Origin of the sequence: Mesorhizobium sp. M1338 (assembly GCF_040318045.1) — a bacterium.
Lineage (GTDB): Bacteria > Pseudomonadota > Alphaproteobacteria > Rhizobiales > Rhizobiaceae > Mesorhizobium.
Window position 1 is genome coordinate 1 of record NZ_JAMYLL010000018.1, and the last position, 25,072, is coordinate 25,072.

Consider the following 25,072-nt stretch of genomic DNA (forward strand, 5'->3'; position numbering starts at 1 on the left):
TGGAATGCGCCGGGTGTCGACATGCGCTGTCGTCAGCAACTGCTGCGCGCGCTCATCAAGGACATCGTGGCGGATGTCGATGACGATGCGCGCGACGTGATCTTGACCATCCACTGGCACGGAGGCCAGCACTCGCAGGTACGGGTTCGCAAGCCCAAATCCGGAGAGCATGGCCAGCGTACGCCTGAGGAGGCTCTGGCGATCATGCGATCCATGGCAACCCGATGGTCGGATGCCGAAATCGCTGCCACACTCAACCGCATGGGCATGCAGACCGGTCAGGGAAAGACCTGGACCGCGCGTCGCGTCCAATCGCTGCGCACGGTGCACAAGATCAGCGGCTATCGCTCTTCCGACAAGAATGGCGAGTGGCTCACCATGTCGGACGCGGCCGCCCGGCTTGGAGTCTCGCACGTCAAAATCCGCCGGTTCATCAGGGATGGCCTCTTGCCTGCCGAGCAGGTCATGCGCGGCGCACCCTACCAGATCCGCGCCAGCGACCTCGAAGACGAACGGATCAAGGCCGATTTGGCGCGCAATACTCCGCATCGCATCCACGACGACAACCAGGAATCGCTGTTCACCGCCATTTGAAAAGGAGGTGCATAATGAATCGGTCTTCGCGATGCCGCGCAGGGCTCGCTCGGCTGCATTGTTCGATAGGCAAATGCTCCCATCGTCGAGGAACCGGGTGAAGGATGACCAGCGGCGCAGCATGTAGTTGAAGGCCTTGGTCAGATCGTGTCCGCGCGAGAGCTTGTCGCGCGTCTCGATCATCCAGCGCTCGAGCTCGGTGACCAGCGGCACGCTCCGCTCCTGGCGCACGGCGTGGCGTTGGGCCGGCGACAGGCCGTTGATCCCGCGCTCGATATCGAACAGGGCATCGATGCGCTTCACGGCTTCAACCGCTAGCGGATAGACCAGGTTGGGCTTCTCGCCGCGCGCCTTCTTGCGCGCCGCCGCTTCGACATCGGCCAGCTCGAACACTTTGCGCCGGCTGTGGGCCCAGCAGCTGGCTTCCAGAACAGGCGCCGGCTGACGACCCGTTGCATAGAGATCGCCATAACCGCCAAAGGCATCGGCCTGCAGAATGCCGCTCCAGCCGGCGAGATGCGCCGCGGGATGTTCGCCTCGACGATCGCGGGAATAGTAGAACACTGCCGCCGGCGGATCGGCGCCGCCGAACGGTCGGTCATCGCGCACATAGGTCCATAATCGGCCGGTATCGGTCTTGCCCTTGGCCAGGACCGGCACCGTCGTGTCGTCGCCGTGCAGACGTGAAGCGGCCAGCACATGGGCTTCGAGGCGCTTGAACAGCGGCATCAGCGCCGCGGCGCCGGCGCCGACCTGGTCGGCGAGCGTCGACAGGCTGAGCGGCACGCCTTCGCGGGCATAGCGTTCAGCCTGGCGGTTGAGCGGCTGATGCTGTCCGAACTTCTCGAACAGGATCATCGCCAGCAGGCCGGGACCGGCCCAGCCGCGCGGGGTGGCGTGGAACGGCGCCGGAGCCTGGCTGATCGCCTCGCAGTCGCGGCAGGTGAACTTCTCCCGAACGTGCTGGATCACCTTCCATTGCCGCGGCACCACCTCCAGCGTCTCGGTGATATCCTCAGCCAGCTTGCGCAGCCGATGACCGCCGCAGCAGTGGCAAGCGGTCGGCGCCGGCTCGACCACGCGTTCGCGCGGCAGATGCTCGGGAAATGGTTGGCGCGCCGGTCGTTTGCGCACATAAGGTGCCACCTCAGTGGTCCGGGCCGCTGCCTGCTCGGCGGCGATCTCGTCTTCCGTGGCCGTGCTCTCGAGTTCCTCGAAGGTGAGCTCCATCTGGTCGTGCAGGCGGGCTGAGCGTTCAGAACTCTGACCATGCAGCGCCCGCTGCAGCTTCCGGATCGTCAGATCCTGATGTGCGATCAGCGCCGCATCATCCGATGCCTTGGCCCTGGCGACCGCCAGTTCGGCCTCGACCAGCGCAGCGCGCGCGGCCTCGTCTTCGGCTCTGGCCAGCGCCGCGGTCAGCGCCGCTCTCAGCGCGCCGATATCGTCCGGAACAGCATCCTGGGCGGTGGCAACCATGCCCTGGAGTGAATCATAAAACGCGTCCGCTGACTCGCGGAAAATGGCGCAAACTCAAAGAAAAACTCAGCCCGCGCGCTGGGGGCGGAACGTGTGGCGCGGGTTGCGCCAATCGATCCCGTCGAGCATGTAGGCGAGCTGCGCCGGTGATATGGAAACCGTACCGGCCGCCGGCGATGGCCATAGAAACCGGCCCTTCTCGAGCCGTTTTGCATACAGCGACATGCCGAGCCCATCATGCCAGATAATCTTGATCAGATTGCCGCTACGGCCGCGGAAGACATAAAGATCGCCGGCATGCGGATCCCGGCCCAACGTCTCCTGAACCTGCAGAGCGAGGCCTTGCATTCCGCGACGCATATCGGTCCGGCCGACCGCCAACCAGATCCGCACCTGGCTCGGAACCGGGATCATGAAACGCCCAGCGCCTTCACCATCGCCGCCGCCAGTGTCGGCGGCGTGGTCAGCGGAATCCGCAGCCGCACCTTGCCGGCGATCTCCAGCTCGATCATCGCTGGCGCCGCCGGCACCTCATCGGGAACCACGACAACTTCGGCAAAGCCCGTCTCGCGGGCTCTCACCGTGCGGCGCCACTTATAGATCAGGCTGGTCGCGACATCGTACTGACGCGCCACCGCCGTCACCGTGGCCCCGGGCGCGAATGCCGCGGCCAGTATCCGGCACTGATCCTCTTCACTCCAACGACGACGACGCTCCGGCCCGGTCAATAACGTCACATGGCTCATGCTGTGCTGCTAACTACGCTCGTAAGGACGACCTTAAGAGCGCAGCCTCGCTACCATGCCATGCTCCCGCAAGGCGGCCTTCGCCGGAGGCGTACTATGAGCTCGCCGAGCTGGCCGGACGGCCCCTCACCGCGGGTCGGCGCCACGAGCTTCAGCTTCACGACGCGAGCAGGCTCTTGCGAGAGCCAGCCCGGAGGAAGTGCAGCCAAGCTCTCAACATCATGAGCGAACAACGGCAGATCGTGCCGAAGCTCTTCCTTGGACAGCCCCCGTCATCCACCACGGTCCGAAATACATCAGCCAGTAACGTAGGTTGCTGCAGCGGCCAAACGTCATCGTAGGGCTCGGATCCTGAGTAGCCCTTGGCGCTGTAGCTACGATAAAGGCGGGTCGCTCCCTCGGCATCGACAATGCAGAGGCGTTGGAGACGCATGATCTGAGCCTTGATGGACACGCGCCAGCGAACCTTCTCAGCTCCCAAAGCGAGGCACTAGTGACCTCAGCCGAGAACTGACTCGCCGGCAGAAGCAACGCTGAAGCGAACCGATGAGCTTGGTCTTGGATCAGCTTGAAGTTCTCGACAAGCTCATCCTCGGACACTGCACGGTGCAGCAAGAGGTGGGCCAACTCGTGCGCGGCATCAAATTGTCTTCGCGCGAATGACTGCGCTAGAAGTACGTGTGGGCGACGATCAGATCCCCACCTGCTTAGCCCATCCAACTGTGTGGTTTCCATTGGTTCGCTCGCCACGACGACGCCGATCTGCTCCAGCAGAGCAACTACGTTGGGGTCGGTCGCAATCCGATTCCCCAGTGCTCTCGCGCTGTTTGGGCAATGCCCTCCAGATCCTCATCCCCAGGCTTCGGTAGCCTAAGCCGTTGAGTAAATCTGGCAGGTCGACTTCAGGGAGAAACGCATAATGGCCGGCAACTGCCGTAATGTCTTCAAGCCAGCGGTTGACCGGATAATCCTTGGTCACAGCCACGCCCTGTAGGTGCGGCCCTCGTCCAGCAGCAACCGCAACGCCCCCAGTCGCCGCCCTCCGGCGACGACTTCGAACTTGGCTCCCTTCGGGGCCTTGCGGGTCAAAAGGTTATGGATGAGGCCATGGGCCTCGATGCTGGCGGCCAGTTCGGCCCTACCTGCGGGCGGGATAGTGATAACTGCGGTATTCATGGACTTGCTCGTGTTGATTTCAGGGATTGACCTGATGGGTTCAGGTCCCCTGAACCCCTGCCTCGCGGCGAGTAGCGGGGAGCGAGGGGGGGGCAAGTCCCGGGGGCGGAGGGGTCTCCCCGGTCTGCACCTAGCGAAGCGGAGGAAGATGGGGGAACCCGCCCGCGGCGGCTTGCTGGGGAGAGAGGGCCGCGCGCCTCTCTTCCCGCTACATAGGAGAGGTGCCGCTAGGCACATCCATGTCGGCGCAGCCGTGCCGCGAAGCGGCCCAAGAAAGAAGAGCGTACAAAACGGAAGCACCTAAATGCCCGCCAGCGGGACCAAGTCAGATCGGTGCAGGAGAAAGACCGTGGCCCTGAGACCGGCTCAACAGGGCGGCCGTAGGAGCATCAGCAACGCGCCGCCGTCAGGCGGGATGCGGAACGGACGGCCCCCCGGCGAAGGGCGCCGTTCTCTTTGAGCTGCGACCCTGGTGAGCGCCTTCGTGCCTAAAGCTGTGCCGTCGGGCTAAGTTTCAGCTTCAGATCGTTCTGAAAAGCCGAACATGGTTCGTCGAGTAACCCTTGAGGGAAGGATCCTTGTCGGGTTCCCTGTTTTTCGACAAAATCGCCCTGCAGAATTTATATTGCGTGATTTGGCGGCATCGCACTGCTGGGTGTCCGCCTTATAGCAAGCGTGGACCAAAACGGCTCCCACGTAATCATGCTCGACGTTGTTGGAAGAAAGGTGGGTCTGAATGTCTTGGAGAATGGCAACTCCATGGGACATCCCATCTGCTCCGGAGTAGGTCATTACGAGTTGACCGGGTCGTTCAAAGCCGCTTACCGAGCCGCTCCCTGCAACGTTCTCGTAGGTGCCAGACAAATCCGGGGCCGACGTGAATGTCACCTTGAAGGGGTGCCCCAGGCCGACGGGGGTGACATCCGTAAAGTCGGGACCGTAGTACACCGAGAGATCACGCAGTATGGAGATGATAACCCGATTGCGGCTTTCAAGTGTCCTCGCATCCCCCGAGGGCGCCACCTGATCTCTCGGGCAACCTTGTTCGGCGCCGCAGTTATTGAGGCGGCCGGCTTGGAAGCAGTTCCTTATGGCCCTCATGCATAAACCAGAGCACCCGTTTGAGGTGACTGCGAAGGGCCTTACGGGCGCGGATTGGCTCTTTGACCGGATCGATACCCAGTACATCCAGCGCCATCTCCTCTTCGCTGGCACTGTCGGCGCAAGCGTCCATGAGCTTCAAATAGAGCTCGAAATGCTTGTCATCATATGCGGTTAGGCTTTCCGACCAGGGGACTTCCGTTGCAATGGTTGGATCAGGCGTTGGGCGCGATCTGCTTTTCATCCATGTCTCGCTTTGGCGATGAACCAGGCCCCCGTTCCAATTCAGAATATCTCCATCTAGCGCACTTTCAACCGTTCTCGGCCTTCTTCGGACAGTCCCCAATCGTTGCATATGGTCGTGGGTTCCAAATTGGCGCACGGCTGCTCGCGACCAATACATCCTCAACTTGGCGAGGCGATGTAACGCCCGGCTGAACCAGAATGGCGCGGGTATTGAGCATCGCCGATTGGATCGAACCTCTTATTTTAGCTTCGCGATAATCTTGTCTGGCTGCTTGCAAGCGTCCATCATGCCGCCGTACATACGCTTAAGGATCTCGCCCATCACCGTACGAGCAGCAAACATTTCCAAAATCGATCTTGCAACTTGAGGCTTTGCGTTACTGCATAGCTGCATTGCACAAAATGTGTTTGCGCATTGCACAACTTTTAGCCATTAAGCTTACAGCTGATGCACGCGATGGTTTCCTCCCATTCCATGGTATCAGCTGTTCCCCTCTGAAGGTTTTGACTTTACACCTAAAGGGCCTCGGTTTTCCGATGCCCTTTTTTTGGCGGTCGCCACGTCGTTAATGGAACGCGGCTCGATCGCCGGTTCAGCCATCAGGCTTTGGAACCCGTTCTGCCCGGCCGACCCCTCCCGACAACAGTCTGACCTTCGCCAGCCTTCTACGGGCAAGCGTTCGCGCCAAAAGTTCAAAGCCGCGTCCGTAACATTCGACGATGAAAGCCAATGTCATCAGGTCGAGCAGAAACTCGTCGATCGCATGTGTGAGCGCATCAGACTTTTGTCCGAACTGAAGGAGCAGGGCGCGCGCGTCTTCGATCGCGGCCTGGCAATCGTCTGCATCTATCAGGGAACTGATCCTGTCAAAGATCTGCAAGCGTCCTCACTTTTCGGAAGCCACACTCAGCATCGAACGCCGCTGATGAGTGAGTTTCCAACAAAAGAACAGGGTAACGTTTCGCGAAAAATCGCTCGGCAGCGCGTCGATCGAGCATGATGCCTCAAATGACATGTGAATCCCGGCTCACCAAGATGTCGTTGAAGGCGAGTGAGCCGGCCCATGTCTGCGTCCCGGCCGCCTGACAACTGGTCAGGAGGAACTGTGGCCACATTCGTCGTAGGCAAATGGGCCATCTATTCTTAAGCCGCCACGGTTCAGCCTAGATTACATGGGAAGCGACAATAACGGAAAGAAAAGGTTCGCAAAATGAGTAGGGTGGCTGGATCAAACGAAGATTTGGCTGCACCAACGACCTTTGGGCCACTTCTGCAGCCCACCTTTCGCTCGATCTGGCTCGCCACGCAGGTTTCAAGCCTCGGCTGGTTGATGCAGACTGTCGCCATCAGCTGGCTGATGGCAACGATCTCGACTTCCGATCTGATGGTTGCGTTGGTTCAGGCTTCATCGAACCTGCCCGCCTTCGTCTTGTCTGTCTTCGCCGGGGCTCTCGCTGACAATTTCAGCCGGCGCCGGGTCATGTTCGCCGGTCGGTGCCTTATGGTGACTGCCTCCGCGATGCTGACCGCATCGCTGGCGCTGGGCTTTGTCAGTCCGTGGATGATCCTCGGCTTCAGCTTCTTGATCGCAAGCGGCGGTGCTCTCAATGATCCGGCCTGGCAAGCGTCGGTTGGCGATATTGTGGATCGACGAGATGTTCCCGCTGCCGTCACCCTGCTTTCTGTTGGATTCAATACCGTCCGGACTGTGGGCCCGGCGCTCGGCGGCATTGTAGTTGCCTCGTTTGGCCTTATGGCGGCATTCGCGGTGACCACGCTCACCTATTTCGTACCCTTGGCCACTATTTGGCGCTGCAAGTGGAAGGTTCGTTCTTCCCCTCTTCCACGCGAGTCGATGAGGACGGCGATCTATGACGGGCTGCGCTTCACGGCGATGTCATCGGAAATCAAGGCCGCGATCGCGCGCGGAACCCTCTTTGGCCTGGCGAGCATCGCCATACTCGCGCTGCTGCCGGTGGTTGTCCGCGACCAGCTGGGAGGAGGCCCGCTTGCCTATGGCGCGCTCATGGCTGGCTTCGGGACCGGTGCCGTTTTCGCCGGCCTCTCCAACAGCCTGTTCAGACGGAGCTTGTCGCAAGAAAGGCTGATGAGGCTCTCCTGCGTCGCCTGTGCGGCGTGTTCTCTCTCCCTGGCACTGACATCTTCGATTGCCGTTGCGGCAATTGCACTCGCCTTGGGCGGCGCGGGCTGGGTGACCGCCTGGTCCGGGGTTGGTGTGAGCGTGCAGCTGGCGAGCCCGCGCTGGGTCGTGGGGCGCACCATCTCGATCTACTATGCTTTGATAGACGGCGGCATCGCGCTCGGCAGCTGGGTGTGGGGCACGGTGGCCGAAAACCATTCGTTGACCTGGGCGCTGGAGGGCTCCGCTGGAGCCCTGTTGATCGTCGCTGCAGCCGGCGTTCTCTTTCCTCTTCGAGAGCACCGCGACTCCGAGCCCGATCCCTTGGAGGAATTCGATGCCCCAGCTGTCTCTCTCAACTTGAAGCCGAGGAGCGGCCCGATCGTGGTCAAGATCGAATATCTGATAGCCGAGAGAAATCTCGAGGCCTTCCTCGACCTCATGCGGCAGCGGCGCCATGTACACAGCCGCGTCGGTGCTCGGAACTGGACGCTCCAGCGGAACCTGCAGAAGCCTATGCATTGGACAGAAACGTTCCGCACGCCGACCTGGACGGACTACCTTCGCCTCAATCATCGTCTGACGGAAGTGGACAAGGAACTGGACGAGCGTGTCTTTCAGCTGCACGCGGCCGAGACCCCACCTCAAATGACCCTTTCCATCGAGCGGCCGACAAGCTCGGCCCGCAAGCCCGAGCACTCAGCTTTTCGCCATCCCCGTCATTGAAGCCCGGCCGGCACAGAAAACGCGATTCTTGTCTATCGCGCTCAAACCGGTGCGGGAGACGGACAATCCACCAAAATTCGATGATGGGTGGCAGAGAAGAACCCCAGGCTGAGAGTGCGACCGATCGGTCCCGACGGTGAAGCGGAGCCTGGGGCTACAGCGGCACGCGACTATTGCCGCGTGTCACCTTTTGAATTTAAAGTCTTCCTCAGTCCGCCTCGCTGATCCGGGCCAACGCTATCTTGAGGTTGGCATTTTGTCCCGCCAGCTCGCTGAGACGATCACGTTCGGCGGCGACCACATCCGGACTGGCGTTGGCAACGATGCACCCGCGCGGAGCGTGCTGTTGCTGGAAGCAGGAAGGCATGATCGGCCAAAGCCGGGAGAGGTGCTGCCGGCAGTAGCGAATGGGCTGCTGCGTCAGCTTGGTGTCTGGACGCCGTTCGCCGAGGCCGGCTTCGTTGAAAATCGTGCGCTTGTTTCGGTGTGGGCCAATGAAGTTCCCAGCGAGCGGCACGGCATGTTTTCCGCTCAAGGTGCCGGCTGGCAGCTCGACCGGACGCGATTCGACCGGCTGATGGTGCAGGCGGCCAAGGCGGCAGGTGTGGACACGCGGTTTGGCTCGGCCGTGGGTTCGGCAGTGCGCGACGATCAAGGCTGGCTGCTCAAGCTGGCCGATGAAGCTATCGTTGCCCGCGCCGTGGTTTGGGCGACCGGTCCAGTTGGAGGCTGGCCCGATGTTTCGGCGCCAAGCTCACCATGCACGGACATCTTGCCGCCTACACACGCTTTTTCGACCGCGCACCGGGCGATTGCAGCATGGTCGTCGAGGCGCGTCCCGAAGGCTGGTGGTACAGCGCCGACTTGCGCGTGCCTCACCGATCCGGATCTGGGCAGCGAACTGCGCAAAGCCGGACATTGGTACCGCGCTTTAGCCGCAACGCAGTCCGTCGCGCCGCTCGTGCCGCCCAACGCAATCGAGACCGCCAGCATGATCAAGGCGGCGGGAACCGCAACGATCGATCCCGCCGCCGGTGACCGCTGGGTCGCGGCGGGCGACTGCCTGTTCTGTGCCGATCCACTGTCATCACGCGGGATCGTGCATGCACTCCGCTCAGGGATCCTGGCGGCCTACGCGGCATCGGACATGCTGGACGGGCGTGGCGATTCGCCTGCGCCCGCTATGCAAAATCGCCACACGCGGCTTTGCCGATTAGCTCCCGGCGCTGGCTGCCCACTATGCAGCCGCCGCGCAACGGGACACGCCTTTCTCGCAGCGGCGGCGCAGCCATGTCTTCCACGCGTCTAGCATCGAAGGAGGGAGGTCAGAGGTGGTCGCGGGACGGGGTGCTCGGCATTTATGAAGCGACCGAGCGCCAGCGAGTGGTCGTCGGCGGGCTCGATGGCGGCATCAGGTCAGGGAACTCGGCCTCCATGATCATCTCCGATTTAATTCAAATTTATCTGTATATATTGACGATTGCACTACCTTCACCTCGTAGACGGCAATGCGGGCGGGTAGAGAGGGTTCTATGATATGACAAGCGATTTTTCCGCCGCCCGAGTGCATTTAGATCGAGCGTATGACTACCTTTGTGGGGATGACCCGATGAGTCAAAGGGGCCGCGAAGCCTTGGACCTGCTAATTGAGGCGGTTGCCGTCGAAGAGTTCAAGCAGCCACGCCAAAGCGCTGAGGTGCTAAGGTTTCCGATCGGGCGCCGCTGCTGAGGTAGTCTCCACGGCCGCCATGTAGCCTCGCGGGTGAGGCGCTCACGGCAGGGACTCGCCGCCCCGTGAGGGCCGGGAACGAACGCATTGGCAAACGGAAAGCCCACTTGCCAGACCAGCGCCCGGCCGGCGTGGCAAGTAGGCCGGCGGTTCCAAGCGGAGACATTGATGCCGGACTATGTTGTGCTTTGCATCGCATTAAGCTGCTGCGGGATATACGTAACGCCATCCCTAAACACATCGAATGCGGCAGCGACAGCGCGAATCCCAAAGCGATGCTCCCGCCGTACGCGGACAAAGCCGTTTTCGAAGTCCACTATCCCGTCCTTGGCCAGCATGGCCAAGCGCTCAGCCGAATCGCGAAGATGGATCGGATCAGATCCGTGGGCGACACAGATTGCCGGCACGTCAGCCTCGAAATCGCACATTAATCGCTCGATAATTGCGGCTCGCACGCGGTCGTCGTCTGTGAGGCGATGGCCCTTCGATGTCGCCAGTCGGCCAGCTGCGATGTGCCGGATGTAGGAATCCCGTGTAACTTCGTTTTGAACGTATCCTTGGCCGATGCGGCCGATAGCCGACGCGCCGAAACCGATCAGGGTTCTGCAGGTATCGGCCGAGTAGCCCAACGAGTTACGTCGCAGGCGACCTGTTTCCTGTGCCAGCGCGAGCTCGTCGTCCGGCAAGGCGAAATGGTCGAGCCCGATCTGTCGGTAGCCGGCGGCAATCAGCGTCACGGTGACAGCCGCATACTGTTCAGCGCGGGCAGCGCTGTCGGGAAGAAATTCCGCCTCGATGAGGCGCTGATTCTTTATTTGGGATGGGATGTGCGAGTAGCCGAACAAGGCAAGCCGGTCGGGGCGCATGGCGACCGCCGCCCTCACTGTTTCGACGCACGACTCCACCGTTTGACGCGGCAGGCCGTAGATGAGGTCGAAGTTGATGCGGCTTACTCCATGCCGGCGCAGCATTTCCACGGCAGCCGACGTCTGGGCCTCGCTCTGGATCCGGTTGATCGCTTTTTGAACAATGGGATCGAAGCTCTGTACGCCCAGGCTCGCGCGGTTCACGCCGGCCGCTCCCAAGCCTTCCGCCATCTCGGGCGTGAGCGTGCGTGGATCGATCTCGATGGCGACCGTAGCTGTTTTCGAGATGGCGAAGCGGCATCGCAGGAACTCCATCAGAGCGAGGAACTCGGCTGGTCCGATGAGAGACGGCGTTCCGCCGCCGAAATGTATGTCGCTCACGGGCAACGTCTTCGGCACTCGCACCGAAACCAGACGGATCTCGTCACGCAGCGCCGCCAGATAGTTGAGGATGGGCGCATCACGGCGGGTGATGGTGGTTGGGAAGCCGCAATACCAGCAGGCTGATCGGCAGAACGGAACGTGCAGATAGAGTGACACCGGATCATCAGCCGGCAGGTTCCTGAGCCATTCCTCATAAGCCTCGGCGCCGACCGCCCCAGAGAACTCCGACACAGCCGGATAGATAGTGTACCAAGGCAGCCGGGCCTCTCGAAATTTCGTGGTCTGCAACGGTCACCGTCCCATGCTGATAACATCCAACCTTACCGCTGCGCTCGCCTGCGTCTTTGCGCTATGTCAGTCCGTTCCGCTTTGGGCTCGAAATTTTTTAGCAATGGGCGCCGTTCAGTCTTGGCTGGACAGCGATGGTCTGAGCGCACTCGGTCAGCGTGGTGTTCCCGCCGCAACCCTCACGCGCACCGTTTTGTTCCACCGTACCTTCCCTTCATCTGCGCGTGGGAGATTCTTCTGAGCGCAGATGCCGCATCCGACGAGACAATACGGTGTTGGGACCAGACTTTGCTCGCCAGCTAGCGCCGCCCCATAGTGATCTCTGCCATCTCGATGAGCTCGTTGTGTGAATTGCTGGCAAGAAGCATTAGCTGTGGCGCGCCGCTTTCAGGACGAGAACCTGCTCGACGCGACCGTCAGGTCCGCCGCACTGCCAAGGCTAGCGCCTACTGATTCAGTGGTGCAAGGCTGCGGCGCGTGGTTATCGACCATCAGCTCGCCAAAGTGACGGCGTCGTACCGGGCGGTGGCCGCCGCATGATGCCTCAACGGCGGGGCTCACAGCAAACAATGCCGTCGCCATTAAGCCAAACTGTCGCGAAGCGAACAGACGAGCCGTAGCCGAAAGATTTGCCGTTCCTGCTTGGGTGGATCCGCAAGGCAAAAAGAACGGAAGCGGGAACCAAGGTCCGCCCGCACATTTGAGCTTCAAGCCGCAGCTGGGTCGTCAGGATGGTACGTTATTTGCAGTAGTACCCTTTGTAAGGCCCACCGCGGAGGTGAAAAGGGGTGATTGTATAAAAATGTTGTATGACCGTCCGGGAGTGATAACTGCTTAATATATGTGACAACAAGTCTCAGTCACATTCTAAATTCTCCTGAGTATTAGCACGACAGGTGCAGCAACACTCCTAGAATTCAGCTTGATGCGCTATCAATCGTTTGCTTAGCAAAAATCATTTATCGGTCTCGATTCCTTTTACTGTTTAGACGGAGATCAACAATGACCATTGGGAGCCTCCTCCTCGGCTCAACTGCGGCACTGATCGCCGCTTCCGACGCTCGCGCCGTGATCATCGTCCCCGAGCCTGATCCCACTGAGTACCTCAAGATCTGCGACGTCTACGGCTCCAGCTACGTCTATATTTCAGGCACCGAGACCTGCCTGCGCATCGGCGGCTATCTTAGCTACTACGTGGGCTTGGGCGATGTCGGATTGTTTTACCACGCAAGAACCTCAGATGTGAGGACTGGTGAGGATCAGGGTACATGGCAAAACAACACGCGCTTCACACTGAAAGCTTGGACCGGCCAGGAGACCGAACTCGGCACGTTGAAGACCTACACCGAAACCCGCGTGAATTTCGGTAACCGCCACACTTCGGTTTCGGACAGTTCTCGGTCCTATGCCTTCAACGGAGACAGCATCTTGACTTTCGCCTGGATTCAGCTTGGTGGCCTCCGAGTTGGTAAGGACTGGTCGGCCTTCGACATGTTTATTGGCGGCGCGGGTGACGTACTCAACCAGACGCCGGTTCCGTACGGCGCTTTGGATACCAATGTGGTCCAGTACTACTTCGACGCCGGGAACGGCTTTTCGGCCGTGGTTTCGCTCGAAGAAGGCTCAGGCGTGGTCGGCACAATCGACAACTACGCTCCGCACATAGTCGGCGGCTTGAAATACACACATGGCTGGGGAGCGATCACCGGCGTTGCTGGTTATGATAGCAACTACGAATCGGTGGCCGCCAAGGTCCGTGTCGACATCAATGTCACCAACGAACTGTTGCTGTTCGGAATGTTCGGCTACGGTTCCAATGGCAAGCTCAACGACGACCCCATGAACGCGATCGACGCTCATGGTCGCGGCTTCTATAAGATTTGGGGCGGGAACTGGGCTTTCTGGGCTGGCGCCGCTTACGAGCTCAACGAGACAACTTCGTTGAACCTTCAGCTCTCGGGTGATCAGCTCAAGAACTATGGTGTCGCTGGGAACGTCGCCTACGCGCTTCTTCCAGATTTCACAGTTACGGCTGAACTCGACTATGACCGCTACGGAGGCTCCGCCGTCGGAAAGGTGAAAGCTTCCGAAGTGAACTGGACCAATGCCAACAAGAAGAGCAGTGTCGGCGGTATCCTGCGTTTCGAACGCTCATTCTAATGCGATGAAGCGTTGAGCTCCGAGGTCCAGTTGATGCGCGGACATTTCCCCTACATTCCGTTGATTGTGGATCCACGGCTCGGACGGCCGTCGTACGCGGCGACCGTCATGGAGCTCAGGTTTGACGCCGTGCTCCTGAACACGGCGGTCCCGAGGGCGGCCGATCCGGTCGGCATGGCGCGTGCGTTCGGCAAAGCGGTCGATGCCGGTCGTGAAGCTTTCAGCTCGGGAATGCTCGAACCGCGCTACCCACCGACGTGGCAGGGCCGTCTTCTCATGAATTCGTGGACGTGCCGGCGGGATTGACCGGCTGGTGCCGCTCGGCGTGAGTCTGGTGCAGCTCCGGATAAAGGATATGGACGAGAAAGGACTGACGGAAATCCGCTGCGCGAACGACGCCTGCGCGGTCCATGGTTGCCAAGTGAGCGTCAACGACTATTGGCGCACGGCAATCGAGGAAGGCTGCGACTCGTCCATCTTGGTCAAAAGGATTTGGCTGCCGCCGATGCTGACGATGAAATACGCCGGATTGAAGCTCGGCCTTTCGATCCACGATCACACCGAACTGCGCCAGTGGCCGAGCCGGAGTATGTGGCGCTCGGCCCAGTCTATCCAACTAGCCTCAAGAAGATGAATGGGCGTCGCAAGGGCTCGAGCGGATCAGCGAGTGGAAGCACCAGGTCGCGCCGATCCCATTGGTCTCCATCGGCGGCCTCAACCTGACCGGCTCGAAGGCGTTTTTCGAGGCTGGCGCGGAAAGCGCAGCCGTGGTCACCGACTTTGCGCTGAACGACGCCCCAGAAGCGCGCACGCGAGAATGGATCGAAAGACAGAGCAATGGCGCTGGGGCGAGAACCGCATCTGCTCGTCGTTGTCGGGTCAGATTCCCGCGGTGGGGCTGGAATTGCCCGCGAGATCGAGACGATCGCTTGCCTTGGCGTGCGCACCTGCCTTGCTGTCAGCGCGCTGACGGTGCAAACCCATGAAGACGCCTTGGAAATCCAAGTTACGCAACCCGGTCTGGTGGCGGATCAGATGCGCGCTACGCTTCAGCCTAACAGAGTGGCCGCCACCAACATCGGCATGCTCGCAACGGCTGAGATCGATCGTCGCTGCGGTTGCCGCTGTGCTGCGCGAATATCCGCGCATACCGACAATCCAGATCCAGTGCTGCTTCCACGTCAGGCCGAGCGCTTCTTGAAGCAAGCGCTATTCCGCATAATAAATTAGCATCTGATGCCGCTTTGCCGTGTCGACACCCAATGTCATTGAACTGGCGCTTCTTGCCGGCTCAGAGCTAGCGGCCAATGAGGTCGGCGCGCTTCAACAAGGACCACAAGCCACGCCGTCTGCTGGACTCCTCCAAATTCGAGACACGGATGGTTCCTATCCAGACAATTGATTTTATCAATCTGCGACAATACCGCATAGCGGCGCCGGCGGAATGATCACCGGTAGCAAGACGAGCTGTTTTCAGTGGCCTGCAGGACGCGCACCGTGACCGAGGTAGAAGCCAGCCCGTCTGCGGCCATGTTCGGATCGGCCGCATCGGTGCGCCGAATGAGATTGCCGGCGGAACGTTCTATTCGTGCAGCCGTGACGGCAGTCATCTCACCGAAGCCATCCTGCCGATGGATGGCCGGCAGTCGGTGCAGCATGGGGTGACACTGTTCACGGAATGAAGCCGCTCGCGCTTCGGACGGTTGAAATGGAGGACATTAGCGTGGAACCGATCAGTCTCGACGAACTTCTGGCCAGCGTCGGCAAGGAAGTCGGCGTGTCGCCGTGGCGGGTGGTCTCGCAGCGGATGATCGACCAGTTCGCCGAGTCCACCGATGACCACCAGTTCATCCACTGCGATCCGGAGCGCGCCAAGCGCGAGACGCCGTTCGGCGGCACCATCGCACATGGCTTCCTGTCGCTTTCGCTTTTGTCGGCGATGACTTTCGAGACCATGCGGCCGCTCGAAAACTGCAAGATGGGTGTCAACTATGGCTTCGAATCGCTGCGCTTCCTGGCGCCGGTGAAAACCGGATCGCGCATCCGCACCCGTTTCGTACTGGCCGACGTCAAGGTCAGGCCGTCGGGCTGGGTGCAGACGGCGCTGGGCGTGACGATTGAGATCGAGGGCTCGAAAAAGCCGGCGCTGACCGCGCGCTGGTTGACGCTGACGCTGATCAAACCCCAGCCGGAGGCGGCCTGAATTGCTCAACGAGCGTCAGCGGAGACGATCTTCACGTGCCGGGGCGATGTAGGCGACCAGTGCGCACCGATCGGCAACGCGGCCACGGGGGTCGGCTAGATAGAGTGGCAGGAATGCCTAATCGGGGCTCCGTCTCGGAAGGGGCGTCGATGTATCGGAAGCGCTTCGGCTTTCGGCGCTGCATTCCTTCTTCATGAAGGTCCATGGAGAATTCCCGACCACGGCGTCGAAAGATCGGCTTGTGATCGGAGTGGGCAGATCCTCCCCGACTGAATCTGCCAATAGGGTGTTATCGAGTCAACCGGGTCGAACTTGAGGTCGCGGATGTCGCTGATCGGCTGCTCGTCGAGCTCGAGAGCTGCCAGCTAAAGGCAGAACACGGCGATGCCAAGAGCTCCGCAGTTGATGTGGACGCCCAGAGCTGGGAGTACAGACCGACGAGTTCCCGGCGGGCGAACTTGCCATTGGTAACGCGCCAGACCAGTCCCGAGAAAGCCTCGATGAGAAGGCCCCCGAGCCGCACGCGGGATCGACTACAGTGGCGTTTGGCGAGAGGCGTTCGAAGACGAGAGCGAGTGTAAGATGGACGAGCTCGACGCGCGTATCGCGCAGTCCCTGCGATCGCGCCTTGTCCGCGCCGCTCGTGCGTGCGAGCTGTTGGTAGATCGAGCTGACTAGATGAACCGGGATGGCATTAAAGCGGAACTCGAGACGTTCGGACTTTGTGCCGTTGAAATCCTCAAATTGAATCGGCCGGACTGTTGGAGCTATCATCACCCGCTTGGCTTCCAGAGCTACGGAGCGGGTTGATGATCTGAACGTCCTCGAAGTCCTTTTCATTGTCGGTCACTACGACACACTCGTTGGCTTCGGCTACAGCGGCAATGATTGTGTCTAGGGCGCTCCGCGAACGGCCTCTGGCTTTGCCGTTGGCCATCAGCCGCGCCCACACGAGGCCAGCTTTCTCGTCGAACGATAGCACGCGGCCAGCGAACAGCGCTTGCGGGCCTTCGGAGCCCTCGAACCAAGTTTCGAGGCTGCTGCGCTTTTTCCCCTTCGGCTTCTCTAGGATGCCTCTGCGAATTTCGGCGACAGTAAGCGAAGCAATGAAGAGGTCTTCGTCCTTCTGCGCGCCCATCCAGGCCAGCAACGAGCCCGAAGGCTCCGGCTTTATGACGTTGCTGATGATATTGGTATCAAGAAGGTAGCGCGTCACAGGTCGATCTTGCGCCCCTCTTCGCGCGGCCGGCTGAGGTCGAGATTGGAGCCAACCAGAGGCGAGCGACGCAACGAGGCGAGAATGCTGCCCGCTTTCGGTGGCTCACCCGCCACGGCTTGCTGTATGGTCCGACGAAGCTGTCGGGCATCCGGCCCGCTCTCCGTTAATTTTCGGGCAAGAGTTCGCAGTAGATCGCGGTCTGCGTCGAACGCCTGGATCTCGAACCGCGCGATGCCGCGCTCAGCCAGGCGAGAGCGATAATTCTCGATGGCTCTCTTCTGTGCAGTGTTGCCCATCGCGTGCCTCCGGTTCTCTATCCGGATATATAGCCTTGGCTTCTTCGGAGCACAAGGTGCCCCGTCATCGGCCAGCACTGGCTCCTGCGCGAGGCGCGTTATTGATCAAAAACAATTTCCATCTTGTCGAAGCACTGTGATTGGCATCATTGTCGCGAAACGGAGTATTTCGCGTCAGGACAGGAACGCGATCATAGCGCGACCGAAACGTGCAACAGCCGAATAGCTTCGTGTGGTCGCAGGCGCGGCCGCGAAGGGCTGTGCCTGCGTCGCCGAAGCCCGATCGACGCTTCGTCAATCTGGTCCGGCTGCTGGCGCCACAGGCCGCACGGGATTTCGTTCAAGCCGAAACGGATAGCCAAACGCGAGACCGCGTCCGGAGTAAGGGGCCGCCTCATGAAGGTCGCGCTTGGCGCTCGCTACTCAACTGACAATCACCGAGACGCCTCGATCGAGGATCAGTTGCGGCTCTGCTGCTTGCGTGCTGAAAAAGCAAGGCTGGACAGTCGTCCACAGCAATACCCACCGCGCGATCTGCGGCGCGTCGCTGTTGCGTCCCGGCCTTCAGGAGCTGATCAGCGATGCGATGCAGGGCAAATTCCTGATCGTGCTCGCAGAGGCGATGGATCGCCTGACCATGACCGCTGCAAACCGGGAGCAGGCCCGGCTGGGCAAACGTTGCAACAGATCCTTCAAGGAAATTCATAGACTCTTAGCAACTCCGGCTCGCTGTGAATGGTAGGCTTATTGCAACGTCTGAGGTCAGTGGTTCCAAACCGTGGCCCCGCTTGTCTTCGACTCGCCGACCTGCCTGCAATTTCGGCTAAAGGCAAGAAGAGCGCACATTTGTTTGTTCGACACAGGATATCGACGGTCGTCACGGCCACCGAGATTTGCCCGCTCGTTGGACATCCTTCGAAATCTGCAACTTCTGTGGAGAACGCGAAATGAGAAATTCGGCAGGACTTGGTCCTGAGCCATGATGACACTGGTTAGTCGCCTACGCATGGCAGCGCATCCTGACCGCCTTCGAATCCTGGGCCTTTGTGCGCATGCGGACCTAACTGTCTGCGAGCTAGCGGAGATTCTGGGCGTGTGTCGAGAGCGGGTTGCGCGACACGTCCGGCTGCTCGCCAGAGCCGACTTTCTCTGCTGCAACGAACAGCCTCCGTGGCGCTCGTACCATCTCAACGCAGGATCCAACGACGGCGGGCTGGTTCAATTATTGGTCGATCTCCTGCCCCATCGCGACGGCTATCATAAACAGGACCTGCAACGGCTCGAAGCGGTACGAGACACGCGGCCGAAGGGGACCGCGTGCTTGATCGTGAAATAGGTCAATCCAATTGGAGCGCGAAGCTACCATGGACAACTCCGCAGACGGTGCGATCGCACAGCCCGACACCCACGGGCGGTCTTCCTTGGCCGCGGTTGATTGCCGCGTTCACGAGCTGCTTCTGAGACAGGAGCGGCAGGAGCGGACGACCCTCAAGCTCATCGCCTCAGAGAACTTTGCGTCCTCGGCCGTGCTGGAAGCGAACGGCTCGATTTTCACGAACAAGTACGCCGAGGGGTACCCCGGTGCGCGCTACTACGCTGGAAACGAGATCGTTGATGAGCTTGAGAATCTAGCCATTGAGCGCCTGAAATCACTATTTGGCAGCGAGCATGCCAACGTCCAGCCTTATTCCGGCTCGCCGGCCAACCAGGCTGTCTATCGTGCGCTTTTGAGTCCCGGTGACAAAGTCATGGGCTTGCCCCTTCCGGAAGGGGGCCATCTGACTCATGGTTGGGCCATCAACTTTTCCGGTACTGACTATCAACGCGTGCCCTATGGGTTGGATGAAACGACACAGCAGATTGACTATGACCGCTTGCGCGAGACAGCCAAGCGGGAACGGCCGCGGCTCATTTGGGTCGGCGGAACTGCTTACCCGCGTGTCTTTGACTACGCGGCAATGGCAGAAATTGCCCTGGAAGCGAACTCCTATCTCGTAGCCGACATTGCGCACATCAGCGGCCTGATTGCCGCGGGAGCGCACCCGAATCCCGTGGGCCATTGCGACGTGGTCAGCAGCACGTCCCACAAGTCGATCCGCGGTCCCCGCGGTGGCTTCATTTTGTCAAGGAACGAAGATCGCTATCAGGCCCTGTATCATACAAAGAGCAAATACAATCTCGCCAGACGAATAGACCGGGCGGTCTTCCCTCACCTGCAAGGCGGGCCTCACATGAATGCCATCGCTGCGCTAGCGGTTGCCTTGCACGAAGCCGCGAACCCGTCCTTCCGAAGCTACGGCCAACAGACGGTCAAGAACGCCAAGGCTCTGGCACATGCACTGCTTGAGCGAGGTCATGACCTGGTGACCGGGGGGACGGACAATCACATGCTGATCCTTGATCTTCGCAATCGGCCACTATCGGGCAAGGCCTATGCCGAGCGACTAGCAAAGGCAGGAATCATCACAAACTTTAATATGGTGCCTGGCGACCCGCGGGATCCGGCGGTCACAAGCGGAATTCGCCTGGGGGCACCAGCAGTGACGTCAATGGGCATGCGCGATGTGGAAATGCAGCAAATTGCTGGCTTCATTGACTCCGTCCTCCAGCGGCCAGACGACGAAGATCTCCATGCCTGCGTGCGAAGAGACGTTGCCGACTTGTGCGCTGCGTTCGAGGTCCCGGGCATCTCCGACAAGTAAGGTGGGCCAAGCAAAATGCCCATACCACATCCAACACCCGAAGCGAGGTATTCATGGCTAGGCAGTTCGTGTTCTCTTCCGAATCGGTTGGCGCGGGGCACCCGGATAAGTTGGCCGACAACATCTCGGATGCCATCCTCGACGCCATCCTCCGCACAGATCCCAAGGCGCGCGTCGCCTGTGAAGCGTTGGTAAAATCAGGGATAGTCGTTCTGGCTGGCGAGATTACCAGCGATGCCCAGGTGGATTACAGCCAAGTTGCGCGCGATACGATTCTCGACATTGGGTACGACGACGAGGCCGTCGGCTTCGACGGCCGGCGTTGCTCCGTCGTCCATGCCCTCACCGAGCAGTCGCCCGACATCAGCCAAGGCGTTGACGAGGGAAGAGGGCAAGACCTCCAGCAGGGAGCGGGAGATCAGGGCCTCATGTTCGGCTACGCATGCCGCGAAACCGATACCCTGATGCCTTTGCCGATCCAGCTCGCTCATCGCTTGACGAAACGGCAGGCGTATGTCCGGAAGGCACAGCTTGGCTGGTTGCGTCCTGACATGAAATCCCAAGTCTCAGTGCGCTATGAGGGGTTGCGCCCGGTCGCCCTGGATACCATCGTCGTGTCGACGCAACATGACGAGCAGGTCTCGCAAGAGACTGTCCGCGAGGGCGTCATTGAGGAAATCATAAAGCCTGTCCTGCCGACCCACCTGGAGACGGAAGGCATCAGAATTCTGGTCAACCCGACGGGGCGGTTCGTAGTCGGCGGGCCGCGCGGCGACTGCGGTCTCACGGGACGCAAGATCATCGTCGATTCCTATGGCGGGATGGGTCGTCATGGCGGCGGCGCCTTCTCGGGCAAGGACCCGTCCAAGGTTGACCGCTCAGCTGCCTATGCGGCCCGCTATGTCGCAAAGAACATCGTCGCCAGCGGACTTGCGGACGTGTGCGAGGTGCAGCTTGCTTACGCAATCGGCGTGGCCAGTCCGGTTTCCGTCATGGTCAACACGTTCGGGACAGCCAGGGTTGAGGAAAGCAGGATCGAGCGCCTCATTCTTGAGTTGTTCGATCTCAGACCGAAAGGCATTATCAAGATGCTTGATCTCTTGCGCCCTATATACCGCAATACAGCCACCTATGGCCATTTCGGCCGTGAAGAGCCTGATTTCACCTGGGAGAAGACAGACAGGGCGGACGAATTGCGTCGCGAGGCAGGACTAGCCGCCCCGTGAAGCCGCCGGCGAGCGAATTGGCAAGCGGAAAGCCCAAGCGGAGACATTGATGCCGGATTATGACGTGCTTTGCATCGGCAATGCCATTGTCGACATCATCGCCCAGTGCGACGACGCTTTTCTGGTGACCAACGGCATCATCAAGGGTGCCATGAACCTCATCGATACCAAGCGCGCCGAGCTGCTCTACAGCCACATGGGGCCGGCGATCGAGGCCTCCGGTGGCAGCGCCGGCAACACGGCGGCCGGCGTCGCCAGCTTCGGCGGCCGCGCCGCCTTCTCCGGCAAGGTGTCCAACGATGCGCTGGGCGAAATCTATGCGCACGACATCCATGCGCAGGGCGTTGCCTTCGACACCAGGCCGCTCGAGGGCGAGCCGCCGACGGCGCGCTCGATGATCTTCGTCACCCCGGACGGCGAGCGCTCGATGAACACCTATCTCGGCGCCTGCGTCGAGCTTGGGCCGGAGGATGTCGAGGCCGACAAGGCGTCTGGCGCCAAGGTCACCTATTTCGAGGGCTATCTGTGGGACCCGCCGCGCGCCAAGGAGGCGATCCGGCAGACGGCGAAGCTCGCGCACGAGGCCGGGCGCGAAGTCTCGATGACACTGTCGGATTCGTTTTGCGTTGACCGCTACCGCGACGAGTTCCTCGATCTGATGCGCTCGGGCACGGTCGACATCGTCTTTGCCAACAGCGACGAGATCAAGTCGCTCTACCAGACCTCGTCCTTCGACGAAGCGGTGGCGCAGATCCGCAAGGACTGCAAGATCGCCGCCGTCACACGCTCGGAAAAAGGCTCGGTGATCGTGCGCGGCGACGAGACCGTGGTCATCGAGGCGACCGCCATCAAGGAGCTGGTCGACACGACGGGCGCCGGCGATCTCTACGCCGCCGGTTTCCTGCATGGCTACACGCAGGGCCGCAACCTCAAGACCTGCGGCGACCTTGGCTCGCTGGCGGCCGGCCTGGTGATCCAGCAGATCGGCCCAAGGCCAAGGCAGAATTTGCGCCGCGAGGCGGAACGGGCTGGGTTGCTGTAGATGCGCGGGCAACTAACCAGCTGCCCAACCGACGCGATCATCGCAGTGGCGGAACTGTGTCAAAGCTCGCTGATAACGACAGCCATTCGCTTCGGAGAACTGACCGATGCTGCTGCCGTGAAGCTCGCTGGAAGGGGGTGCAAGGCGGGCATGCCTTGACGGCATTCACCGTCATCGAGATCGCCACCGGCATTTTCCAGAAGCTCAGCTTGGGGAAGGCCAGTAAGGTTCCTGAGGTAACGGAGAACTCGCGGCGTCCGTCGGAGCACTTGACTTGCGATCACGTCCCACGATGCCGAATGCGGGCAGACTGGTTCGCCATTGGTATGGGACCAGCGGAATTGGCAGCAGGGCTTCATCTTCGTCAATCTCGACGAGGCGCCGGATGTGGAGCCCGGCATTCGCGGATGTCAGGAAGTGCTCGCCTGGCTGGTATTCACATCGCGGTCTGGCTTCCACGATTTTGGGATCGTCGAGGGCAACGAGGAAGGGATTCAAAAACCGGCCCTGACGGGCGGAAAGGGACTATCCCGCCCTCTCCGATCTCCGTGTCAAAACTCTTCGGCAGACGCAGGATCGCATCACGGGGCCCGGCAGCCTTGGCTGCAGCGACATAGTTTCAGTTCATTTCAACAGGTGCTGGCATGGGTGTATCTCTTATCCGAACAATCCAACAATTACCGCAAGCACGGTCCGCTCGATCGGGTCGCCAGCTATTTTCGCGATAAGCCGGTTCTTGAGGGCGCCGAAGCCGAAACGCGGCAATCGGTCGCCATTTGCTCTGACGCTCGTCAGATTCTCGTCAGCAGGGCCAATTTGGAATTCCAGTTGCTCCATCTGGGGGAAATATTCAACGGAGGCATGAAATGGACGCATTGAACAACGCCAACTCGCCGCGCCGGAACCTCACATGGCAAACTGGGGCTGTTCACGAACTAATCGCTTTTGAACAACCCCTGAGAGACTTGCCACAGGAGCGAGAACAACAAGCCGAAGTTGGCCCGTCCCGTCCTGTTGTCTCAGCCGCAGACCAGCGCTTCAACACGGCGGCCCAGCAGCCACATAGGAGTCTTATCGCAATTTCCAACCGCGGTGCGACTGTCAATTCTGATCAGCCCAAGACAGGCGGGCTTTCGGCGGCCCTGGAGTGCGTCGTGGAGCGTTCCGGCGCGGTCTGGGTAGGTTTTTCCGAGCATCTGGGCGACGGGGATAAGCAACAGGTGCCCCTCGTGCAGCGTGGCAAAGGTCAAATCGGGTGGCTCGATGGGCCGGCAGCGGACTATTCTCGGCACTATCAAGGTTTTGCAAATTCAATATTGTGGCCGGCGCTCCACTCGCTGCCGGACCGGATCTCAGGCTCGGAAGAGGATTATAAAAGTTATCGCGACGTCAATGCCTTCATGGCGCGCGCGGTGTCCGAATTGGGAGATAACGCAGTCTACTGGGTTCATGACTACCATTTCCTGCCGCTCGGCGCTGATTTGCACAGACTCGGCATTGACCGGCCGATCGGCCATTTCCTGCATACGCCATGGCCCGAGTCTGACATGATGGAGCGCGTGCCCAATTCTGGCGAGCTAATGAAATGTATGCTCGAGTATGATCTGCTCGGTTTCCAGACCGACCGTGATGTGAGCAATTTCCTCGCCTGTGTCCAATCTCATTTGGGGCTGGAGAGCAAGAACGGGGTCGTTTTCTCGGACCATGGCCAGACGCAATGCCAAAATTTTCCTATAGGTATCGATCCGAAGCAATTCGAACAGTGTGCCGCAGATTCGCTTGAGGCGCAGAAAGCCTACATTTCGCAGTTGAAACTTGGCGGAGCAAAGCTAGTTATCGGCGTCGATCGGCTCGACTACACCAAGGGCATCGACAATCGGATTAAAGCTTTCGATCTGCTGGCAGTCGAGCCGCAACGTGTCTCGCTCTTGCAAATCGCAACTCCCTCACGTGGCGACATCCAAGCGTACAGCGAATATCGGCGCGACGTCGAAAGACTCGTCAATCAAGTCAACAACCGGCATGGCACGGACGAGTGGATGCCGATTATCTATGAGAACAGGTCGTTCACCCAAGCTGAGATAGCGGGTCTTTACAGAGCCGCGCGTGTTTGCGTTGTGACGCCGTTGCGCGATGGCATGAATCTTGTGGCGAAAGAATACATTGCTGCACAAGATCCGAGCGACCCTGGCGTTCTGGTGTTATCGAAGTTTGCCGGCGCGGCCGAAGACTTCGGCGAGGACGCCCTGCTGGTAAATCCGAGGCTCTCCGACGAGATAGCTACCGCGATCTCAAGAGCGGCCAGCATGCCGCGCGAAGAACGCATCCAACGCTGGCGGAGGATGATGGACAAACTTGAAGCGTATACGATCCACCATTGGTCAGCGGACTTCGTTCGGCAACTGGACAGCAGCCGGGTTACGGTCCCTGCGGATCACTTCCACTATGTTGGCTTGGGCTGGATCAGCGAGGCCCAAATGCCTTCGTATCGGACCGAGCCAGAATTGCACACCGCGCTGACGCGTGCACTGGATAAAAACTGGGTCCTGCCGATCGTATGATGCAGAATATGAAGCACGCGAGCTTTGCCTGCATTTGCGCATCCCTCAATGCCGAGCGCTTGGAGAGAGAGATACTTATCCTGACCGCCTGAATGCGGCTTAAGCGGCTTATCGGGACCACAGTCGGGCTTTGCATCAGACCCTTGAGCCAGGCTCCGTCAGTGTGGTCTCTTGCCGCCGAGCGGAG

At 60.2% G+C, this 25,072-nt stretch carries 25 protein-coding genes and 2 pseudogenes; 17 read left to right on the forward strand and 10 right to left on the reverse strand.

Annotated features, from left to right (window positions below):
* Positions 1-594 (forward strand): helix-turn-helix domain-containing protein (locus tag NKH19_RS17495; protein ID WP_352982542.1); only part of this gene is annotated, 594 nt, incomplete at its 5' end.
* A gap of 27 nt (positions 595-621) precedes the next feature.
* On the opposite strand, the pseudogene tnpC reads toward NKH19_RS17495, so the two are convergent.
* The 6 genes and pseudogenes from tnpC to NKH19_RS17525 all read right to left on the reverse strand — a co-directional run.
* A pseudogene (tnpC, locus tag NKH19_RS17500) lies at positions 622-2,073 on the reverse strand (IS66 family transposase); the annotation flags it as partial.
* A 66-nt stretch (positions 2,074-2,139) separates the two neighbouring features.
* On the reverse strand, positions 2,140-2,487 hold the full coding sequence (gene tnpB, locus NKH19_RS17505) for an IS66 family insertion sequence element accessory protein TnpB (protein WP_352651376.1): 348 nt from the start codon (positions 2,485-2,487) through the stop codon (positions 2,140-2,142).
* Entirely contained in the window at positions 2,484-2,819 is a 336-nt protein-coding gene (gene tnpA / locus NKH19_RS17510; protein WP_352651377.1) for an IS66-like element accessory protein TnpA, read from the reverse strand. The genes tnpB and tnpA overlap by 4 nt, the downstream gene beginning before the upstream one ends.
* 219 nt (positions 2,820-3,038) lie before the next feature.
* Positions 3,039-3,554, reverse strand: coding sequence for an ImmA/IrrE family metallo-endopeptidase (locus NKH19_RS17515; RefSeq protein WP_352538819.1), 516 nt, complete (start codon positions 3,552-3,554; stop codon positions 3,039-3,041).
* Positions 3,555-3,794: 240 nt separating this feature from the next.
* Positions 3,795-3,995: a ParB N-terminal domain-containing protein gene (locus NKH19_RS17520; RefSeq protein WP_352538820.1), complete on the reverse strand. Its 201-nt coding sequence runs from the start codon at positions 3,993-3,995 to the stop codon at positions 3,795-3,797.
* A 1,057-nt stretch (positions 3,996-5,052) separates the two neighbouring features.
* Positions 5,053-5,340 (reverse strand): hypothetical protein, encoded by a 288-nt coding sequence (locus NKH19_RS17525; RefSeq protein ID WP_081726247.1) that lies wholly within the window; start codon positions 5,338-5,340, stop codon positions 5,053-5,055.
* Positions 5,341-5,890: 550 nt separating this feature from the next.
* Between NKH19_RS17525 and NKH19_RS17530 the strand changes: the two genes are divergently transcribed.
* The 4 genes from NKH19_RS17530 to NKH19_RS17545 all read left to right on the forward strand — a co-directional run bounded on the left by NKH19_RS17530 (position 5,891) and on the right by NKH19_RS17545 (position 9,938).
* Positions 5,891-6,343: a hypothetical protein gene (locus NKH19_RS17530; protein WP_352538821.1), complete on the forward strand. Its 453-nt coding sequence runs from the start codon at positions 5,891-5,893 to the stop codon at positions 6,341-6,343.
* A 210-nt stretch (positions 6,344-6,553) separates the two neighbouring features.
* Complete coding sequence (locus NKH19_RS17535; RefSeq protein ID WP_352558844.1) at positions 6,554-8,209, forward strand: MFS transporter; 1,656 nt, start codon at positions 6,554-6,556, stop codon at positions 8,207-8,209.
* A 136-nt stretch (positions 8,210-8,345) separates the two neighbouring features.
* On the forward strand, positions 8,346-9,518 hold the full coding sequence (locus NKH19_RS17540) for an NAD(P)/FAD-dependent oxidoreductase (RefSeq protein ID WP_352982487.1): 1,173 nt from the start codon (positions 8,346-8,348) through the stop codon (positions 9,516-9,518).
* 228 nt (positions 9,519-9,746) lie between these two features.
* Complete coding sequence (locus NKH19_RS17545) at positions 9,747-9,938, forward strand: hypothetical protein (RefSeq protein ID WP_023727257.1); 192 nt, start codon at positions 9,747-9,749, stop codon at positions 9,936-9,938.
* A gap of 176 nt (positions 9,939-10,114) precedes the next feature.
* On the opposite strand, the gene hemN is transcribed toward NKH19_RS17545, so the two are convergent.
* Positions 10,115-11,476, reverse strand: a complete 1,362-nt coding sequence (gene hemN / locus NKH19_RS17550) for an oxygen-independent coproporphyrinogen III oxidase (protein ID WP_352538824.1) — start codon at positions 11,474-11,476, stop codon at positions 10,115-10,117.
* Between the two features lie 1,002 nt (positions 11,477-12,478).
* On the opposite strand from hemN, the gene NKH19_RS17555 reads away from it, so the two are divergent.
* The 4 genes and pseudogenes from NKH19_RS17555 to NKH19_RS17570 all read left to right on the forward strand — a co-directional run bounded on the left by NKH19_RS17555 (position 12,479) and on the right by NKH19_RS17570 (position 14,866).
* On the forward strand, positions 12,479-13,636 hold the full coding sequence (locus tag NKH19_RS17555) for a porin (RefSeq protein ID WP_352538825.1): 1,158 nt from the start codon (positions 12,479-12,481) through the stop codon (positions 13,634-13,636).
* 33 nt (positions 13,637-13,669) lie between these two features.
* A pseudogene (locus NKH19_RS17560) lies at positions 13,670-13,942 on the forward strand (hypothetical protein); the annotation flags it as partial.
* 49 nt (positions 13,943-13,991) lie between these two features.
* On the forward strand, positions 13,992-14,270 hold the full coding sequence (locus tag NKH19_RS17565; protein WP_352607525.1) for a beta/alpha barrel domain-containing protein: 279 nt from the start codon (positions 13,992-13,994) through the stop codon (positions 14,268-14,270).
* A gap of 203 nt (positions 14,271-14,473) precedes the next feature.
* Entirely contained in the window at positions 14,474-14,866 is a 393-nt protein-coding gene (locus NKH19_RS17570; protein ID WP_352607523.1) for a bifunctional hydroxymethylpyrimidine kinase/phosphomethylpyrimidine kinase, read from the forward strand.
* 218 nt (positions 14,867-15,084) lie between these two features.
* On the opposite strand, the gene NKH19_RS17575 is transcribed toward NKH19_RS17570, so the two are convergent.
* The gene (locus NKH19_RS17575) at positions 15,085-15,294 is read right to left on the reverse strand and encodes a hypothetical protein (protein ID WP_352538827.1); all 210 of its coding nucleotides are present in this window, start codon (positions 15,292-15,294) and stop codon (positions 15,085-15,087) included.
* Between the two features lie 50 nt (positions 15,295-15,344).
* On the opposite strand from NKH19_RS17575, the gene NKH19_RS17580 reads away from it, so the two are divergent.
* Positions 15,345-15,839: a MaoC family dehydratase gene (locus NKH19_RS17580; RefSeq protein ID WP_352558848.1), complete on the forward strand. Its 495-nt coding sequence runs from the start codon at positions 15,345-15,347 to the stop codon at positions 15,837-15,839.
* A 739-nt stretch (positions 15,840-16,578) separates the two neighbouring features.
* Here the strand turns inward: NKH19_RS17580 and NKH19_RS17585 are convergent.
* Positions 16,579-17,055, reverse strand: coding sequence for a type II toxin-antitoxin system VapC family toxin (locus tag NKH19_RS17585; RefSeq protein WP_352538830.1), 477 nt, complete (start codon positions 17,053-17,055; stop codon positions 16,579-16,581).
* A complete protein-coding gene (locus NKH19_RS17590) occupies positions 17,052-17,354 on the reverse strand; it encodes a hypothetical protein (RefSeq protein WP_352538831.1) in 303 nt (100 codons plus the stop codon). The genes NKH19_RS17585 and NKH19_RS17590 overlap by 4 nt, the downstream gene beginning before the upstream one ends.
* 409 nt (positions 17,355-17,763) lie before the next feature.
* Here NKH19_RS17590 and NKH19_RS17595 point away from each other — a divergent pair, with 409 nt between their 5' ends.
* The 7 genes from NKH19_RS17595 to NKH19_RS17625 all read left to right on the forward strand — a co-directional run bounded on the left by NKH19_RS17595 (position 17,764) and on the right by NKH19_RS17625 (position 24,885).
* On the forward strand, positions 17,764-18,096 hold the full coding sequence (locus NKH19_RS17595; RefSeq protein ID WP_352538832.1) for a recombinase family protein: 333 nt from the start codon (positions 17,764-17,766) through the stop codon (positions 18,094-18,096).
* Positions 18,097-18,360: 264 nt separating this feature from the next.
* Positions 18,361-18,690 carry an ArsR/SmtB family transcription factor gene (locus tag NKH19_RS17600; protein WP_245260337.1) on the forward strand — a complete coding sequence of 110 codons (330 nt, stop codon included), beginning with the start codon at positions 18,361-18,363 and terminating at the stop codon, positions 18,688-18,690.
* A 28-nt stretch (positions 18,691-18,718) separates the two neighbouring features.
* On the forward strand, positions 18,719-20,056 hold the full coding sequence (glyA, locus tag NKH19_RS17605; RefSeq protein WP_352538833.1) for a serine hydroxymethyltransferase: 1,338 nt from the start codon (positions 18,719-18,721) through the stop codon (positions 20,054-20,056).
* Between the two features lie 53 nt (positions 20,057-20,109).
* Positions 20,110-21,282 carry a methionine adenosyltransferase gene (metK, locus tag NKH19_RS17610; protein WP_023812683.1) on the forward strand — a complete coding sequence of 391 codons (1,173 nt, stop codon included), beginning with the start codon at positions 20,110-20,112 and terminating at the stop codon, positions 21,280-21,282.
* Positions 21,283-21,331: 49 nt separating this feature from the next.
* Entirely contained in the window at positions 21,332-22,324 is a 993-nt protein-coding gene (locus NKH19_RS17615; RefSeq protein WP_352558854.1) for an adenosine kinase, read from the forward strand.
* Between the two features lie 321 nt (positions 22,325-22,645).
* The gene (locus NKH19_RS17620; RefSeq protein WP_352538835.1) at positions 22,646-23,203 is read left to right on the forward strand and encodes a hypothetical protein; all 558 of its coding nucleotides are present in this window, start codon (positions 22,646-22,648) and stop codon (positions 23,201-23,203) included.
* The gene (locus NKH19_RS17625; protein ID WP_352982492.1) at positions 23,191-24,885 is read left to right on the forward strand and encodes an alpha,alpha-trehalose-phosphate synthase (UDP-forming); all 1,695 of its coding nucleotides are present in this window, start codon (positions 23,191-23,193) and stop codon (positions 24,883-24,885) included. The genes NKH19_RS17620 and NKH19_RS17625 overlap by 13 nt, the downstream gene beginning before the upstream one ends.
* Positions 24,886-25,072: the final 187 nt, after the last annotated feature.